General features: G+C 31.8%; 13 protein-coding genes. 4 read left to right on the forward strand and 9 right to left on the reverse strand.

Annotated elements, in window-relative coordinates; genetic code table 11:
- Nucleotides 1-6: 6 nt before the first annotated feature.
- Entirely contained in the window at nucleotides 7-1,074 is a 1,068-nt protein-coding gene (opp3C, locus tag MHZ36_RS08870; RefSeq protein WP_275432187.1) for an oligopeptide ABC transporter permease, read from the reverse strand.
- Complete coding sequence (gene opp3b, locus MHZ36_RS08875) at nucleotides 1,074-2,000, reverse strand: oligopeptide ABC transporter permease (protein ID WP_239231132.1); 927 nt, start codon at nucleotides 1,998-2,000, stop codon at nucleotides 1,074-1,076. The genes opp3C and opp3b overlap by 1 nt, the downstream gene beginning before the upstream one ends.
- 260 nt (nucleotides 2,001-2,260) lie before the next feature.
- On the opposite strand from opp3b, the gene MHZ36_RS08880 reads away from it, so the two are divergent.
- Nucleotides 2,261-2,620 (forward strand): DUF3899 domain-containing protein, encoded by a 360-nt coding sequence (locus MHZ36_RS08880; RefSeq protein ID WP_481867132.1) that lies wholly within the window; start codon nucleotides 2,261-2,263, stop codon nucleotides 2,618-2,620.
- 49 nt (nucleotides 2,621-2,669) lie between these two features.
- On the opposite strand, the gene fabF is transcribed toward MHZ36_RS08880, so the two are convergent.
- Nucleotides 2,670-3,914, reverse strand: coding sequence for a beta-ketoacyl-ACP synthase II (fabF, locus tag MHZ36_RS08885; RefSeq protein WP_239231134.1), 1,245 nt, complete (start codon nucleotides 3,912-3,914; stop codon nucleotides 2,670-2,672).
- 11 nt (nucleotides 3,915-3,925) lie between these two features.
- A complete protein-coding gene (locus MHZ36_RS08890; RefSeq protein ID WP_239231135.1) occupies nucleotides 3,926-4,867 on the reverse strand; it encodes a beta-ketoacyl-ACP synthase III in 942 nt (313 codons plus the stop codon).
- Nucleotides 4,868-5,095: 228 nt separating this feature from the next.
- Between MHZ36_RS08890 and MHZ36_RS08895 the strand changes: the two genes are divergently transcribed.
- Complete coding sequence (locus MHZ36_RS08895) at nucleotides 5,096-5,287, forward strand: YjzD family protein (protein WP_239231136.1); 192 nt, start codon at nucleotides 5,096-5,098, stop codon at nucleotides 5,285-5,287.
- 218 nt (nucleotides 5,288-5,505) lie between these two features.
- Here the strand turns inward: MHZ36_RS08895 and clpB are convergent, their stop codons facing one another.
- From clpB to MHZ36_RS08910, 3 genes are all read right to left on the reverse strand, one after another.
- Nucleotides 5,506-8,118, reverse strand: coding sequence for an ATP-dependent chaperone ClpB (clpB, locus tag MHZ36_RS08900; protein WP_239231137.1), 2,613 nt, complete (start codon nucleotides 8,116-8,118; stop codon nucleotides 5,506-5,508).
- Nucleotides 8,119-8,565: 447 nt separating this feature from the next.
- Entirely contained in the window at nucleotides 8,566-10,377 is a 1,812-nt protein-coding gene (locus tag MHZ36_RS08905) for an acyltransferase family protein (protein ID WP_239231138.1), read from the reverse strand.
- Nucleotides 10,378-10,709: 332 nt separating this feature from the next.
- Nucleotides 10,710-11,018: a metal-sulfur cluster assembly factor gene (locus MHZ36_RS08910; RefSeq protein ID WP_239231139.1), complete on the reverse strand. Its 309-nt coding sequence runs from the start codon at nucleotides 11,016-11,018 to the stop codon at nucleotides 10,710-10,712.
- Nucleotides 11,019-11,131: 113 nt separating this feature from the next.
- Here MHZ36_RS08910 and MHZ36_RS08915 point away from each other — a divergent pair, with 113 nt between their 5' ends.
- Both MHZ36_RS08915 and MHZ36_RS08920 read left to right on the forward strand, forming a co-directional pair.
- Nucleotides 11,132-11,974, forward strand: a complete 843-nt coding sequence (locus MHZ36_RS08915) for a Cof-type HAD-IIB family hydrolase (RefSeq protein WP_239231140.1) — start codon at nucleotides 11,132-11,134, stop codon at nucleotides 11,972-11,974.
- Nucleotides 11,975-12,006: 32 nt separating this feature from the next.
- Nucleotides 12,007-13,329 carry a CoA-disulfide reductase gene (locus MHZ36_RS08920; RefSeq protein WP_239231141.1) on the forward strand — a complete coding sequence of 441 codons (1,323 nt, stop codon included), beginning with the start codon at nucleotides 12,007-12,009 and terminating at the stop codon, nucleotides 13,327-13,329.
- 313 nt (nucleotides 13,330-13,642) lie between these two features.
- On the opposite strand, the gene MHZ36_RS08925 is transcribed toward MHZ36_RS08920, so the two are convergent.
- Together MHZ36_RS08925 and MHZ36_RS08930 are read right to left on the reverse strand one after the other, a co-directional pair.
- The gene (locus tag MHZ36_RS08925; protein WP_239231142.1) at nucleotides 13,643-14,032 is read right to left on the reverse strand and encodes a YisL family protein; all 390 of its coding nucleotides are present in this window, start codon (nucleotides 14,030-14,032) and stop codon (nucleotides 13,643-13,645) included.
- A 237-nt stretch (nucleotides 14,033-14,269) separates the two neighbouring features.
- A complete protein-coding gene (locus tag MHZ36_RS08930; RefSeq protein WP_239231143.1) occupies nucleotides 14,270-15,172 on the reverse strand; it encodes a fumarylacetoacetate hydrolase family protein in 903 nt (300 codons plus the stop codon).
- Between the last annotated feature and the right edge of the window lie 85 nt (nucleotides 15,173-15,257).

Raw genomic sequence — 15,257 nt, forward strand, 5'->3', positions numbered from 1 at the left:
CCCTTTTTATCTACGCATTTTTGGATCAAATGCATCACGTAATCCATCACTAAATAGGTAGAAGAATAATATTAATAAACTTAATACAATTGCAGGAATAAATAATTCATGTGGGTGGATTAATAACATCGCACGGCCATCATTTACTAAAGATCCTAAGGAAGTTTTTGGTGCTGGTACACCAATTCCAATGAAACTTAAGAATGCTTCGAAGAATATTGCATTCGGCACAGTAAACATTGATGTAACTACGATAGGTCCTAATGTATTCGGCAAAATATGTTTGAATATCAATTTAAATTTTGAAGCACCTAACGTTCTTGATGCTAATACAAATTCCTGATTTTTTATTTTCAAGAATTCACCACGTACCACACGACTCATACCTATCCAACCGGTAATAGCCATCGCCAAAATAATTGTCCATATAGATGGTTCAAATATTAATACAAATAAAATAACAACGATTAAGTTAGGGATAGAGGCAACAATTTCAATTATCCGTTGCATGACATTATCAACTCTACCGCCGAAGAAACCAGATATCGCACCATAGACAACTCCGATAAAGATATCTAGCAATGCCGCTACAACACCTATAAATAACGAAACTTGTGCACCCTGCCAAGTTCTAGACCACAAGTCACGCCCTAATTGGTCTGTCCCAAACCAGTAATTATCCTTAGCTCCTGCCTCTTTATAAGCATTTTTACCATCGACACCTTCTCCGTCAAATGGTAAGAATGAGATTTTATCTAATACCGGTATTTTTGCAGGCAAATTACGTTCTTCAACGTTTTGTTCTGCATAATCATGTTTAGTAATCAAAGGACCCACCAAAGCAAGCATAACGATAATTATTAATCCAATCATTCCTACTACTGCAAGTTTGTTTCGTTTTAATTGTGTCCATGCATCTTGCCAAAAGTTTTTACTCTCTCTTTGTAACTCCGGTTCTTTTTCAATATCTTGTTTAGCTGCAACAAAGTCTGAAGAAGCAACTGCATCTGATGTATGAGTCATTACGGCATTCGAATAATCACCATTTAATTTTTCATCTCTTTTATCAGTCATTATTTCTTCCCTCCTTGCACACGAATACGTGGATCAATAACACCGTATAATATATCAACAAGGAATATAGAAATAATGAATAGTGTACTGAATAATATAGTAGTTGCCATTATTACTGGAAAATCATTTGTAGTGATCGACCTTACAAATTGGTCTCCTAGTCCTGGTACACCAAAAATATTCTCAATCGTTAATGTCCCTGTTAAGATACTTGCCAACATTGGTACGATAATCGTGATTACTGGTATTAATGCGTTACGTAAGGCATGACCAAATAATACACGCATCGTTGAATTCCCTTTGGCTCTTGCTAACAAGATATAATCTGAACTTAACACTTCTATCATTTCCGCTCTTATGTATCTTGTAACTGTTGCTAGAACAGCTGCCGAAAGTGCTAATGACGGTAATACTGCAGTATCTATGCCTTCCCAACCTGCTACTGGGAACCATTGTAATCTTACGGAAAATACATATTGTAACAATACAGCTAGTACAAATGATGGTACAGATACTGCAATTACTGAAATTACAGTGGCAGTATAATCAACCCAACTATTTTGCCGCACCGCAGCTATTACGCCCAATATAAGACCTAGAATAACGCCAATAACCATCGCTGTTAGTCCCATTTCAAGTGATGGAATTAGCCTTGGTTTTATCAATTCCCATACTGGTTGATTATCATATTGGAACGAATTCCCAAAGTCACCTGTAACGACATTTTTTAAATAATGTACATATTGTACAGGTACCGGATCATTCAAGCCGTATTTTTCATTCAAAATATGCTTTTGTTGCTCACTTAATTTTTCATCATTAAATGGTGAACCTGGCATTAATTTCATTAAGAAAAATGTTATCGATATAATAATAAATAACGATAAAATCATATATCCTAATCGTTTTAATACATATTTAAGCATAACTTATCCCCCTTTAATAACTAAATAAACATTTCTTTCTAAATTTTCAGAAATATTTAATAACTATTATATATTTACTTCATCTTTTAAGCAATATTGTTTTGCTTTACATTAATAAAGAAATTTTAAACAAAATAATTTATTAACTAATACATAGTTTGATATAAATGCATTTATAAATATAAACATTCATTTTTCAGTACTATTAAGTTACAATAAAATTAATATATAACGGAGGTATAAAAATGAAAAGTAAGCAAATATTTCTCACATGGTTACTATTAACACCTATCTTAACTTGCATTATTTGGCTTGTCGGCATACATAATTTAATTCATTTTATCAATATACTATTTTATATCTCTATCATTTTAACAATTATGTTATTTGCGATTATTGTTGTTCAAGAAGGTATATTAGATCCAACAAGTTATGGATTTCGAAGATTAAAGTATCAACTTTCCAATAAAAAGAAGCAACAAACCATGAATGAAGATGAATTTTTTAAACCAAATCGTATAAAAAGAGAACAATATTTTGTTACTTCATGGGTTATCAATGGTTTTATCATTAATTTAATATATTTAATAATTAGTATTATACTCGCTTTTACAATATAAAAAGAGGATGTATTCCCTAATGGATACATCCTCTTTTTATATTTATATGTTAATCATTAAATTTTTTGAAAATTAATACAGCATTATGACCACCAAAGCCTAAACTATTACTCATAGCATAATTAATTTCTAAATCAATTGCTTTGTTTGGAACGATATCAAGATCACATTCAGGGTCTGTATTATCAGCGTGAATCGTTGGTGCTACTTTACTATCTCTAATAGATAACGCTGAGAAAATAGCTTCTAATCCACCAGTTGCACCAAGTAAATGACCAGTCATAGATTTAGTTGAGCTCAACTTAAGAGATTTAGCAGATTCACCGAATGTATTTTTAATCGCTTGAATTTCAGTTAAATCTCCTACAGGTGTACTTGTACCATGTACATTGATGTATTGTACTTCACTTGGTTCAATACCTGCATCATCTAATGCGGCTTGCATCGCACGTCCGCCACCTTCACCTTCTGGCGCTGGTGCTGTAATATGATAAGCATCTCCTGAAGAACCATATCCTACTACTTCTGCATAAATTTCCGCGCCACGAGCTTGTGCTGACTCGAGTGATTCAAGTACTACGATACCTGCACCTTCTCCCATTACAAAACCATCTCTACCAGTTTGAAATGGACGACATGCAGTTTCTTTGTCATCATTTGTTGACAAAGCACGACTTGCGCTAAATCCAGCGACTGCCATATGTGCAATCGGAGCTTCAGAACCGCCAGTAATCATAGCATCTGCATCTCCACGCTGAATAATTTTATAAGCATCTCCAATAGAATTTGTACCAGTTGCACATGCTGTAACCGTTGCACCATTTGGACCTTTAGCACCTAAGTCTATAGATACTTGTCCTGTAGCCATATCAGCAATCAACATTGGAACAAAGAAAGGACTAACACGTCTTGGTCCACGCTCTAATAATTGTGAATGTGCAATTTCAAAAGTTTCCATTCCACCTATGCCAGATCCAATCCAAACACCAATTTGATTAGCATTATCTTCATTGATATCTAATTTGGCATCTTTGACAGCTTCACGAGCTGCAACAACAGCATATTGTGTAAATCTGTCCATACGACGTGCTTCTTTTTTATCCATATGGTCTTCTATATTAAAATCTTTTAATTCTCCAGCTAAATGAACATTGTAATCTTTAGTATCAATTCTAGTAATTGTATCGATACCATTTACTCCGTTTAACGCATTTTCCCAACTAGATTTTGCATCGTTGCCTAGAGGTGATAATGCGCCGACTCCTGTAATTACTACACGTTGTTCTTTGCTCATATTTTATCCTCCTATTTTCCCCATCTTAGCGTTACAGCACCCCAAGTAAGGCCGCCACCAAATCCAACCAACACTAAGACATCATCGTCTTTGATTTTTCCATTTTCTAATTCTTGAGCAATACTCAAAGGAATTGAAGCAGCAGATGTATTACCAAACTTATCTACTGATACACTCATTTTTTCTTTAGGGATTCCTAAACGTTCACGCGCAGATTCCATAATACGAATATTCGCTTGATGCGGAACAAACATATCTACATCTTCTGGTTGCAAGTTTGCCTTTGCAACGGCATTCGTTGAAGCTTCGCCCATAATTCTAACAGCAAATTTAAATACTTCACGACCGTTCATAAAGATTTTGCCATTTTCTGGATTTAAATATAAATATTTACCACCTGAACCATCTGAACCAAGTTCATAACTTAAAATACCTCGGCCTTCAGATACTTCACCGATTACAGCAGCACCAGCACCATCACCAAATAAAATTGCTGTCGAACGATCTGTTAAATCAGTTATTTTTGATAATTTATCGACTCCGACAACTAATATATTCTTATAATCACCAGATTGAACAAATTGTTTTGCATTAATCATTGAATACATAAATCCACTACAAGCAGCTAATTGATCCATTGAAGCAACTTTTCCAGTACCTAATTTTTCTTGTAACATATTAGCTACTGTTGGGAATGGGTAATCCCCAGTTGATGTTGCAACTAAAATCATATCAATATCAGTTGCTTCAATTCCAGCATCTTCTATTGCTTTTAAACTCGCTTGATAAGCTAAATCTGAAGTTTCTTCTTCTTCGCTAGCCCATCTTCTCTCTTTAATTCCTGTCATTTTTGAAATCCATTCATCGGATGTTTCTAAAAATGTTTCAAAATAGGCATTATCTACTACATTTTCTGGAGCATATGCACCGAAACCTTTAATACCCACGTTCATAGTGAACACCTTCTTAATTTTAAATTTAATACCAGGTATTAATTTAACATAATACACATTTCAAATACAAGAACTATGACTAATATGTAGGTGAAATACCTATTTTATTATAAATTAAAGATTTTCTTTGTACAATGCAAACAAATATATTCTACTTAATAATACTATACAAATAGCGCTTTCTTATTTATAATGTAACTATATATATTAAATTGGAGGCATTACATAATGAAATACCTCGCAGTGTTATTTTGGGCTATTCTCTTATTAGAAATGGTTAATTTTGTATTAAATAGTTTAGACGGTGGCGGTTCATTGAACCTTATTACACCATTAATCGCAGCAGTAGTATTTACAATTGTTGTTGTACTTTTTGATTTAGTAATCAAACCTAAATCAAATCAATCTAAAGAATCGTAAATCTTTTTTTGACAAGTCAGTTGATGGCTTGTCTTTTTAATGCGCATTTTTAAATTCTAACGTCATATTAATTGATTAAATCTATGCATTAATAAAGCCCTTAAATAAATCCGACCGGATTTATTTAAGGGCTTTTATATTTAAATTATTTTTTATCCTTTTATATTATCATTTCAATAGTTAAACAATATAGGATGACTTCACTTTAATATTGATGGTTATTCAAGTGTTTGTGGTTTATGTTCTTCAAATGTTAAACCATCATCAGATAGATCTATTGAAATTGTTGTGCCTTCAGGGAAATTTTCTCTAATCATTTTTCGTGCCAATGGTGTTTCAATTTGACGCTGAACGAATCGTTTCAATGGTCTAGCGCCAAATTGTGGTTCATATGCTTCTTCACCTAACCATTGTTTTGCTGCATCTGATACTTCTATAGAAATGCGTTGTTCCATCAAACGAATATTTAAGTGCGTCAGTATTTTATCTACAATTAAACTCATATCGTTAATTGTTAATGGTTTAAACAATACAATATCATCCATACGATTGATAATTTCAGGTTTAAAGTATTGATTTAAATTATTCATTACCGCTTTCTCTGTGTTTTCAGTAATCACACCTGCATCTTTTACATTTTCAAGTAAAATTTGTGAGCCAATATTACTTGTCATAATAATAATTGTATTTTTAAAGTCTACTTCTCTACCTTTAGAATCTGTTAAACGTCCTTCTTCTAAAATTTGTAACAATACATTAAATACATCACTATGTGCTTTTTCAATTTCATCTAATAAAATGACTGAATATGGATTACGTCTAACTGCTTCCGTCAATTGACCACCTTCATCATGTCCAACATAACCTGGAGGAGCCCCAATTAATCTAGAAACCGAATGTTTCTCCATATATTCACTCATATCAATTCGAATCATATGTTTCTCTGAGTCAAATAAAGTAGAAGCTAATGACTTAGCTAGTTCTGTTTTACCAACACCGGTAGGTCCTAAGAATAAAAAGCTTCCAATTGGTCTATTTGGATCTTTAATTCCAGCTCTAGCTCTTACAACAGCATCAGCAACTAAATCTACTGCTTTATCTTGACCCACGACACGTTCATGTAAAATATCTGCCAAGTTTAAAAGCTTTTCTCGTTCTGTCTCAACTAATTTTGAAACAGGTATTCCAGTCCATGAACTAACGATATCTCCAATTTCTTCATCTGTTACAATTTCTCTAATTATGCGATCAGAGTCACTATTTTGTTCATATTGAAACGCAGCTTCCATCTCTTCAAGTTCTTTTTCAAGTTCAGGTATTTTACCATGTTGTAATTCTGCCGCTTTTTCTAAGTTGTAATTATTTTCTGCGTCTTCTAAAGCTTTTCGACTTTCATCTAATTCAGTACGCTTTTCCTGTAATTTTGCGATTTTACCTTTTTCTTCCTCCACACGAGATTGTATAGCATTTTGTTTTTCTTTTTCATTTGAAAGTTCTTCTTGTAACTCTTGAAGTCTTTGTTTACTCGCATTGTCAGATTCATTTTTTAAAGCAGATTCTTCAATTTCCAATTGCATTACTCTTCTATTTACTTGATCCAATTCAGTTGGATTTGATCCCATTTCTGTTCTTATAGTGGCACAAGCTTGGTCTACTAAATCAATCGCTTTATCGGGTAAAAATCTGTCTGTAATATAGCGATTTGATAATTCTGCCGCTGCTACAAGTGCTCTATCTTGAATTCTAACTCCATGATAAACTTCATATCGCTCTTTTAAACCACGTAATATAGAAATCGTATCCTCTACATCTGGTTCGGAAACATTTACTTTTTGGAAACGTCTTTCTAATGCAGAATCTTTTTCAATATATTCTCTATATTCGTTTAGAGTAGTTGCCCCAATACAATGTAACTCACCACGTGCTAACATTGGTTTCAACATATTTCCTGCATCCATTGCACCTTCTGTCTTACCTGCACCTACCAACATATGAATTTCATCGATAAATAATATAATTTTACCATCTGAGTCTTTAACTTCTTTTAATACTGCTTTCAAACGTTCTTCGAATTCACCGCGATACTTTGCCCCTGCAACTAATGCGCTGAGGTCAAGTTCAAAAATTGTTTTATCAAGCAGTGATTCAGGAACATCTTTTTTCACAATTCTCTGTGCTAGTCCTTCTACAATTGCAGTTTTCCCTACACCAGGTTCCCCAATTAAAACAGGATTATTCTTTGTTTTTCTACTTAAAATACGAATAGCATTTCGAATTTCTTCATCTCGACCTATAACAGGGTCCATGTTACCTTGACGTACTTCCTCTACTAAGTCACGTCCATACTTTTCTAATGCTTCATAATTCACTTCAGGATTTTGCGATGTCACATGATTTCCTCCTCTTATTTTCTTTATTATTTCAGTAATAACTTCTTTTTTATTGTCTACAAATTGTTGAGTAGTTGTATCTATTTCAATTGCTGCCAATATCAAATGTTCCATTGATATATATTCATCTTCGTATAATTTCATATAAGATTCAGCTTTGTTAAATAATTCATTAGTTTTTGCACTTAAATATTGCCCATATTGTATGTTGTCACCTTGGACTGTGGGATATTGCTTTAATTTTTTTTGAAAAGCGTCTTGGAGCGCTTTTGTATCTATATTTGCACGTTCAAAAACGCTATTAAATAAACTTTCATCTTCGCTTAATGCGGCAGATAATACAGCTTCAATTTCAATATTTTGTTGCTCATTTGATTTAGCTAATTCCATAGCATTTTGTATAGTTGATTGTAATTTATAGGTCATTTGATTTATATCCAATATAATTCACCTCATCATTCAGAGTTTGATCAAGCAAAGTAAATTTGACTTTGACTTTCTTTGACCTTAATTTAATTATAGTCCCTCTTCAAACCATTTTCAAGCGTTAACACTTAAATTTATCGTGTTTTTTAACCATAATAAAATTTAATACATGTCATGCTACATATGAGATTCTATCTAGTTTTGTAACTGAAGTTATATCCTAAAAACCTAGTGGCGATTCTTTTATTTATATTTCCAACCTTATAATAGTTAAACCATTGTTCAATTAAATAATGTCTTTTTTCACAACTCAACCATTTTTATATATCAAATTCTATTAAAATAGCAAAGTATAACTACAGATTAGAAAATTTATTTTTACAAAATACAAAAATGGTGACTACTTAACATACAAATATGATAAGTAGTCACCAAGGCTCAGTCTATTCGATTTTGTTTCAATTACTTTGTTATTTGTTTAATGATTTCATCCGTCAGAGCATTAACACCAGAAGGTTGTAAATGAATTCCATCAGGCGCAAAGTATTCTGTATGTCCTTTGGAACGTTTATACCAATCTACAACATTTACATTTTTATGCTTTTTACTGGCTTCTGAAATAAGATTATTCACATGTTTTTCATAACCTCTTGGTACTCTAGTATTAACAAGATATACTTCCGCTTTATTAAAATGATTAATCAATTCATCTAATTGCGCTTTTGAAAAATCACCATTTGTACCTAATTCTAAAACAACTTTATTTCCTGGTTTATTGAACTTTTCATACTTTTGTTCTATTAACGGAACCGCTTCATATAAATTCCTACCTACCTTGCCATCAATTTCAGCATTAGGTATTTTTTTGGTAAATTGTTCACCAATATCTACCATTACAGAATCACCAATCATTAATGGTTTAATTGATTTGTCAATTTTATTTGTGTTTTTAGTTTCTGAATCTTTCTTCTGTTGTTTATGATTATTTTTGTTACTATCTTGCGTCTTGTCATTTGCTTTATGAGAAGTAAACGATGTTTGTTTGTGTTGATTAGTATTTTTTCCTAATTGATCAAATGCACCTGCAAAAATAAAAATAGTTGGAATTAAAATTACAAATAACGCTACCGTTCTTACAAACGAAACTTTTTTAAAGCGATTGAGTGAAAATGCTTTAAAACTATATTTTCTAAATGGTGTTTCAATATATCTATAAGATAATTCTGCAAAAATACATGTAATCACAATGTCTATCAGATAAACAAATGCTGGTATTTGACCAGCCACATAATAAGAATGAATAAAACTTATTACAGGAAAATGCCATAAATATAAACTATACGAACGTTTGCCAATAAATACTAGTACAGGGTTACCAACCATTTTTGCAAAATATGCTGTTGGATGTACTACACTCAATATCACAAAAAGTGTTAGTACTGATATCAAATAAAATCCACCATTATAAATCCAATCACTCGTGTCATCTACAAATATGAATAAAGCGATTATTCCTAAAGAAGCTACAATACCTACACAGTCAATCGTATGTTTTAATGGTTTAGGTGGATTTACTTTCAATTTAAAAGGTGGCCATATAAATGCTAACAACACACCTAATAATAATGTTTGGAGCCTTGTATCTGTTCCAAAATACACTCTTGAATGTTCCATATGTGGTTGTGAAATAAGAACCATACATAATAATGAAATTAATGAAACAACTAAAAAGATAAGCGACACATTTCTATATTTTTTTACAGTGAATAATAAGATTGATAATATAACTGGAAACACTATGTAAAACTGTTCTTCTATTGCTAAAGACCAAAGATGTTTTAAAGGCATAAAGGCAAACTGTTCAAAATAGTTAACATCTGTGATGATATACCACCAATTTGACACGTAAAAGATAGCCGCAAATGCATCGTGTTTTATATTAACAATCTGATCAGGTTTTAATATGAGTGTCATCATTGATACAACACCAACAAGAACAAGCATAGCAGGCACTAACCTTTTCAATCTACGTAACCAAAACTGCTTTAAATCAATACGTCCAGTTTCTTCAAACTCTTTTAATAAAAGACTTGTTATTAAATAACCAGATATAACAAAGAAAGTATCAACACCTAAAAAACCACCAGTTAGCCATTGTTTATTTAAGTGATAAATAATTATTGCTATTACCGCAATTGCCCTCAAACCATCTAGACCTGGCATATAGCGTGTATGACGGTACTTTGTCGTTTCCAAATTTGAATCTCTATTCATTTTAAATCAAACCTTCATACTAAATTTTAAAGTTATTCATGCATATTTCATCCATTTTACTAAGTTATTGTAATACTTTTGTAATACAACTGCAATTATTTTAATAATTTTGCACGATAATAATAATAAATATTATTGTAGCTATGATTTGTATTTTATTACCTAAATTAACAATTCATTCCACATATTTTCCCTTAAAATTACCTTTTAATGATTTTAAATAAAGAAGATTATTCATAGAAGCATTACCAATTTATATTAAAAAAGACTAGTTAACACAACTTTAAAAAGTCTAAGGTGTGTTAACTAGTCTTCATTTATTCATATTCGATTTAGCCAATTCCTAAAGCAATCTTGGCATAACGAGACATCATATCTTTATCCCATGGTGGACTCCAAACGATATTAACTTCAGTATCTGAAATCTCAGGTATTTCTGCTAATACCATTTTTACTTGGTTCATAATTTGCGGTCCAAGCGGACAACCCATTGAGGTTAAAGTCATTTCAACTGTACATAAACCTTCGTCATCAACGTCTACATTATATACTAAACCTAAGTTTACAATATCAATTCCTAACTCAGGGTCAATTACCATTTCTAGTGCATTTAATATGCTATCTTTTAATCCTTCATCCATTCGACTCACCTCTTCATTAATAATGATATTAACAATATATCAAATATCTTACAAAACGCCAATAAAATGCTATGATATTCATACACTAATAATTATAACTTAAGGAGATTTTAATGAAACCTTTTTTAATATGTTTAGACTTAGACGGCACACTGTTAAACGATGATAAAGAAATATCATCCTATACAAAAGAAGTTTTAAATACATTACAAGCTCAAGGTCACAAACTTATGATTGCAACTGGTCGTCCATATAGAGCTAGTCAAATTTACTACCACGAACTTAATCTGGATACACCTGTTGTTAATTTTAATGGTGCATTTGTACATCATCCAAAAGACAACCAATTTAAAACGATTCATGAGGTATTAGATTTAGAATTATCAAAAAATATAATCAAGTCACTTAATGATTATGGCGTTTCAAATATAATAGCTGAAATTAAAGACTATGTTTTTATAAATAATTTTGATCAAAAATTATTTGATGGATTTTCTATGGGGACGCCTAAAGTGGAAACTGGTGACTTGTTAGCATCATTAACTGAGTCTCCTACTTCAATCCTTGTAGAAGCAGAAGAAGTGATGATACCACGTGTAAAACAAATGCTAACACGCTTTTATGCTGAAAATATTGAACATCGTCGTTGGGGATCGCCATTCCCAGTCATCGAAATTGTTAAGCAAGGTATTAGTAAAGCTAGAGGTATCGATTACGTTAAGACTCACTTAGGTATTGAACGTAATCAAATTATTGCTTTTGGTGATGAAGACAATGATTTAGAAATGATAAAATATGCCAAACATGGTATTGCAATGGAAAATGGCTTAGATGAATTAAAACATGTGGCCAATGACATCACATATTCTAATAACGAAGATGGTATCGGTAGATATCTAAACCAATTTTTCGAATTAAACATACCTTATGAAACGTCTATTAAATCTAAAATATAAACATTATAAGCTTTAATAGGAGGTAGATTAATGTGACTAAAATAGTAGTCGTAGGTGCTGTAGCAGGTGGAGCGACTGTCGCTAGCCAAATTAGAAGATTAGATCAAGATAGTGAAATTGTTGTATTTGAAAAGGATCGAGATATGAGTTTTGCAAATTGTGCATTACCATATTATATCGGCAATGTTGTTAATTCAAGAGACCATGTATTAGAAGCAACACCAGAGCAATTTTACAGCAAGAAACATATAACAGTTAAAACCTATCATGAAGTAACGGCTATAGATGATGCTAATAGTAAAGTGATTGTCTATGACAAAAAAGCTGAACAATCATACACTGTTGATTATGACAAACTTATATTAAGTCCTGGTTGCAGTGCTAACAATCTTAATTTAAACAGTCCAATTTCGTTTACTCTAAGAAATATGGAAGACACAGATGCTATTTATCAATTTATTGAACAAAATCATGTTCAAAAAGCTTTAGTTATAGGCGCTGGTTATATCAGTTTAGAAGTAGTAGATAATCTATATGAACGTAATATTGATACGACACTTATACATCGTTCTGAACACATCAATAAATTAATGGATGCCGATATGAATCAACCTATACTAGATGAAATGGATAAACGCAATATTACTTATCATTTAAATGAATCAGTTACAAAAGTAATTGGCAATGAAGTATATTTTAAATCCGGAAGAATAGAACAATTCGATTTAATCATTGAAGGTGTTGGCGTAAAACCAAATTCATCATTCATGAAATCATCACAACTAAACTTAGATGAACATGGTTATATTCCAGTTAATGATAAGTTTGAAACAAATATTCCTAATATTTATGCCTTAGGAGATATTATTACTTCTCACTACCGTCATGTCGATTTACCTGCACACGTACCTTTAGCTTGGGGTGCACATAGAGGTGCTAGTATCATTGCAGAACAAATTGCTGGGAATCCTAATATTCGATTTAAAGGGTATTTAGGTTCAAATATTGTTAAATTTTTTGATTATACATTTGCTAGTGTCGGTGTTTCTCCTAAAGAATTAGAACATTTTGATTATAAATCGGTTGAACTCAATCAATATGACCATGCCGGTTATTATCCTAATAAAAACAAAATACATTTACGTGTTTATTTCGATGTAAGTAATAGACGTATAATTAGAGCTGCAGCTGTAGGAAAAAGCGGTGTTGATAAACGTATAGATATTTTATCAATGGCAATGATGCATCACTCAACAATTGATGATCTTACTGATTTTGAAGTTGCATATGCCCCACCATATAGTAGACCCAAAGATATAATCAATATGATTGGATATAAAGCACGTAATCTATAATCTTTATATTTGCCGTTATACAGTAATCAATAATATAACAGTTATTTGTAAAACATTTATGATTGATAAAGCTCGAAGAAAAAATAATTAAAAATTGGCATTAATTCTATTGATATAAAAGTACTTGTAAATATAGACTTATACCATTGCTTGAAGAAACAAAATTTGATATCTTATGCTAATTTTAAAAATATACCGTAAATAATAAAAAAGTACGCATTCGTTCGACTGAAATTTAAACGAATGCGTACTTTTTTAATTTTATTGTTTTAATTAATTATGCTATTACAATGCATAATTAACACTTTCAAACTTACAATCCAAACATTTTAGTAATTGGACCTTGTGGTAATATAACACCGATAACCATTGTTATGATAATTAACACAATTGTCGTCCACATCATACCATGACTTGGTTGCCCTTTTTTTCGTTTAGCAATCGTTACTTCCATTAAAGCTACAACAGCTACGCCACATAGCATTTTCAATGTAAGTAGCATATGCCCACCTGCATTATTTGAACCAAATGCTTGTATCCAAATCCAAAATCCTGAAATTAAGACGAAAATCATTATTAATCTTAAAAACATATGAATAGATTTAAAATAAGGCGTTGGTCCTTGCTTCTCAGAAAAATTAAAATATGCCGCAAGAAATAAAATGATTGCAAGTACCCACGACGTAATATGAATATGTAACATAAAAATCCCCCCACTTGTGATTTAAATTAATTCATATAATTCAATAATGAATTTTTTGTATTTAACATATTGCATAAAATGTGCAGTATATTTAAAAATATACTATCTATATAATACGCAATACGCTTTTATATTTCAAAAGTTATTTTTACCATTTTTATTTTAGTAACTATCCACTAAAGACCACAAGCAACATAACTAAACCGGACTGATAAATTAACAGTCCGGCTAATATATTTATTTTGATATAAAGTTTGTCAGTGTACCAATATTATCAATTGTCACTTTGATTTCATCACCTGGTTGTAAAAACTTCGGTGGATTCAAACCTGCACCAACACCAGCTGGCGTACCTGTAGCAATGATATCACCAGGATGTAGCGCTACAAATTTAGAAATCTCTTCAATTAATTCATCAATTTTTAAAATCATTTGTCCAGTGTTACCGTCTTGACGTATTTCATTGTTAACTTTAGTCACGATGTTTACATCTTCTGGAGTTGGTAACTCATCTTTCGTTACGATGTATGGACCAATCGGGCATCCACCTGTTAAACTCTTAGATAAAAACGCTTGGTCTTGAGCATTTTGTGCTTTACGGTCTGTAATATCATTGATAATTGTATAGCCATATACATAATCTAATGCTAAACCTTTAGGTATTTTCTCACCAGATTTACCAATTACTATACCTAGTTCGCCTTCATAATCTAATTGATCTGTAATATCTTGATGATTTGGTATTGTACTATTATCACCAGTTAATGAAGACGCCGCTTTAGTAAACACATACAAGCGTTGAACTTCATGATTTAACTCATTTGCATGTTCCTGATAATTACGTCCAAATGCAATAACATTATTTGTTGGTGTAACTGGAGGTAAAAATTCTATATCAGAAAATTTAACTTTATATGAATCAGCATTTCCACTATCTTCCGCTGCCACTACGGCTTTACGTACTTGTTCTTGGAAATCTACGACTTGATTTTGTTGTAAGCCGTTTAATAATGTTTTGGGATGAAACTCTCCTTCAGCAAAATCAGCAAAGACTTTCTTTAAATCCCATGCCGCCTCTTCACGCTTTACTTTCACACCATAAGATGTCTGTTCTTCATGTCTGAATGATAGGAATTTCATTCAATATCAGCTCCTCATCTTTATCTTATTACATATTATAACTATATTTACGTCTTAATAACAAATAAATACCCAGTATTAATAA

This window comes from Staphylococcus sp. ACRSN, from assembly GCF_022346615.1.
GTDB lineage: Bacteria > Bacillota > Bacilli > Staphylococcales > Staphylococcaceae > Staphylococcus.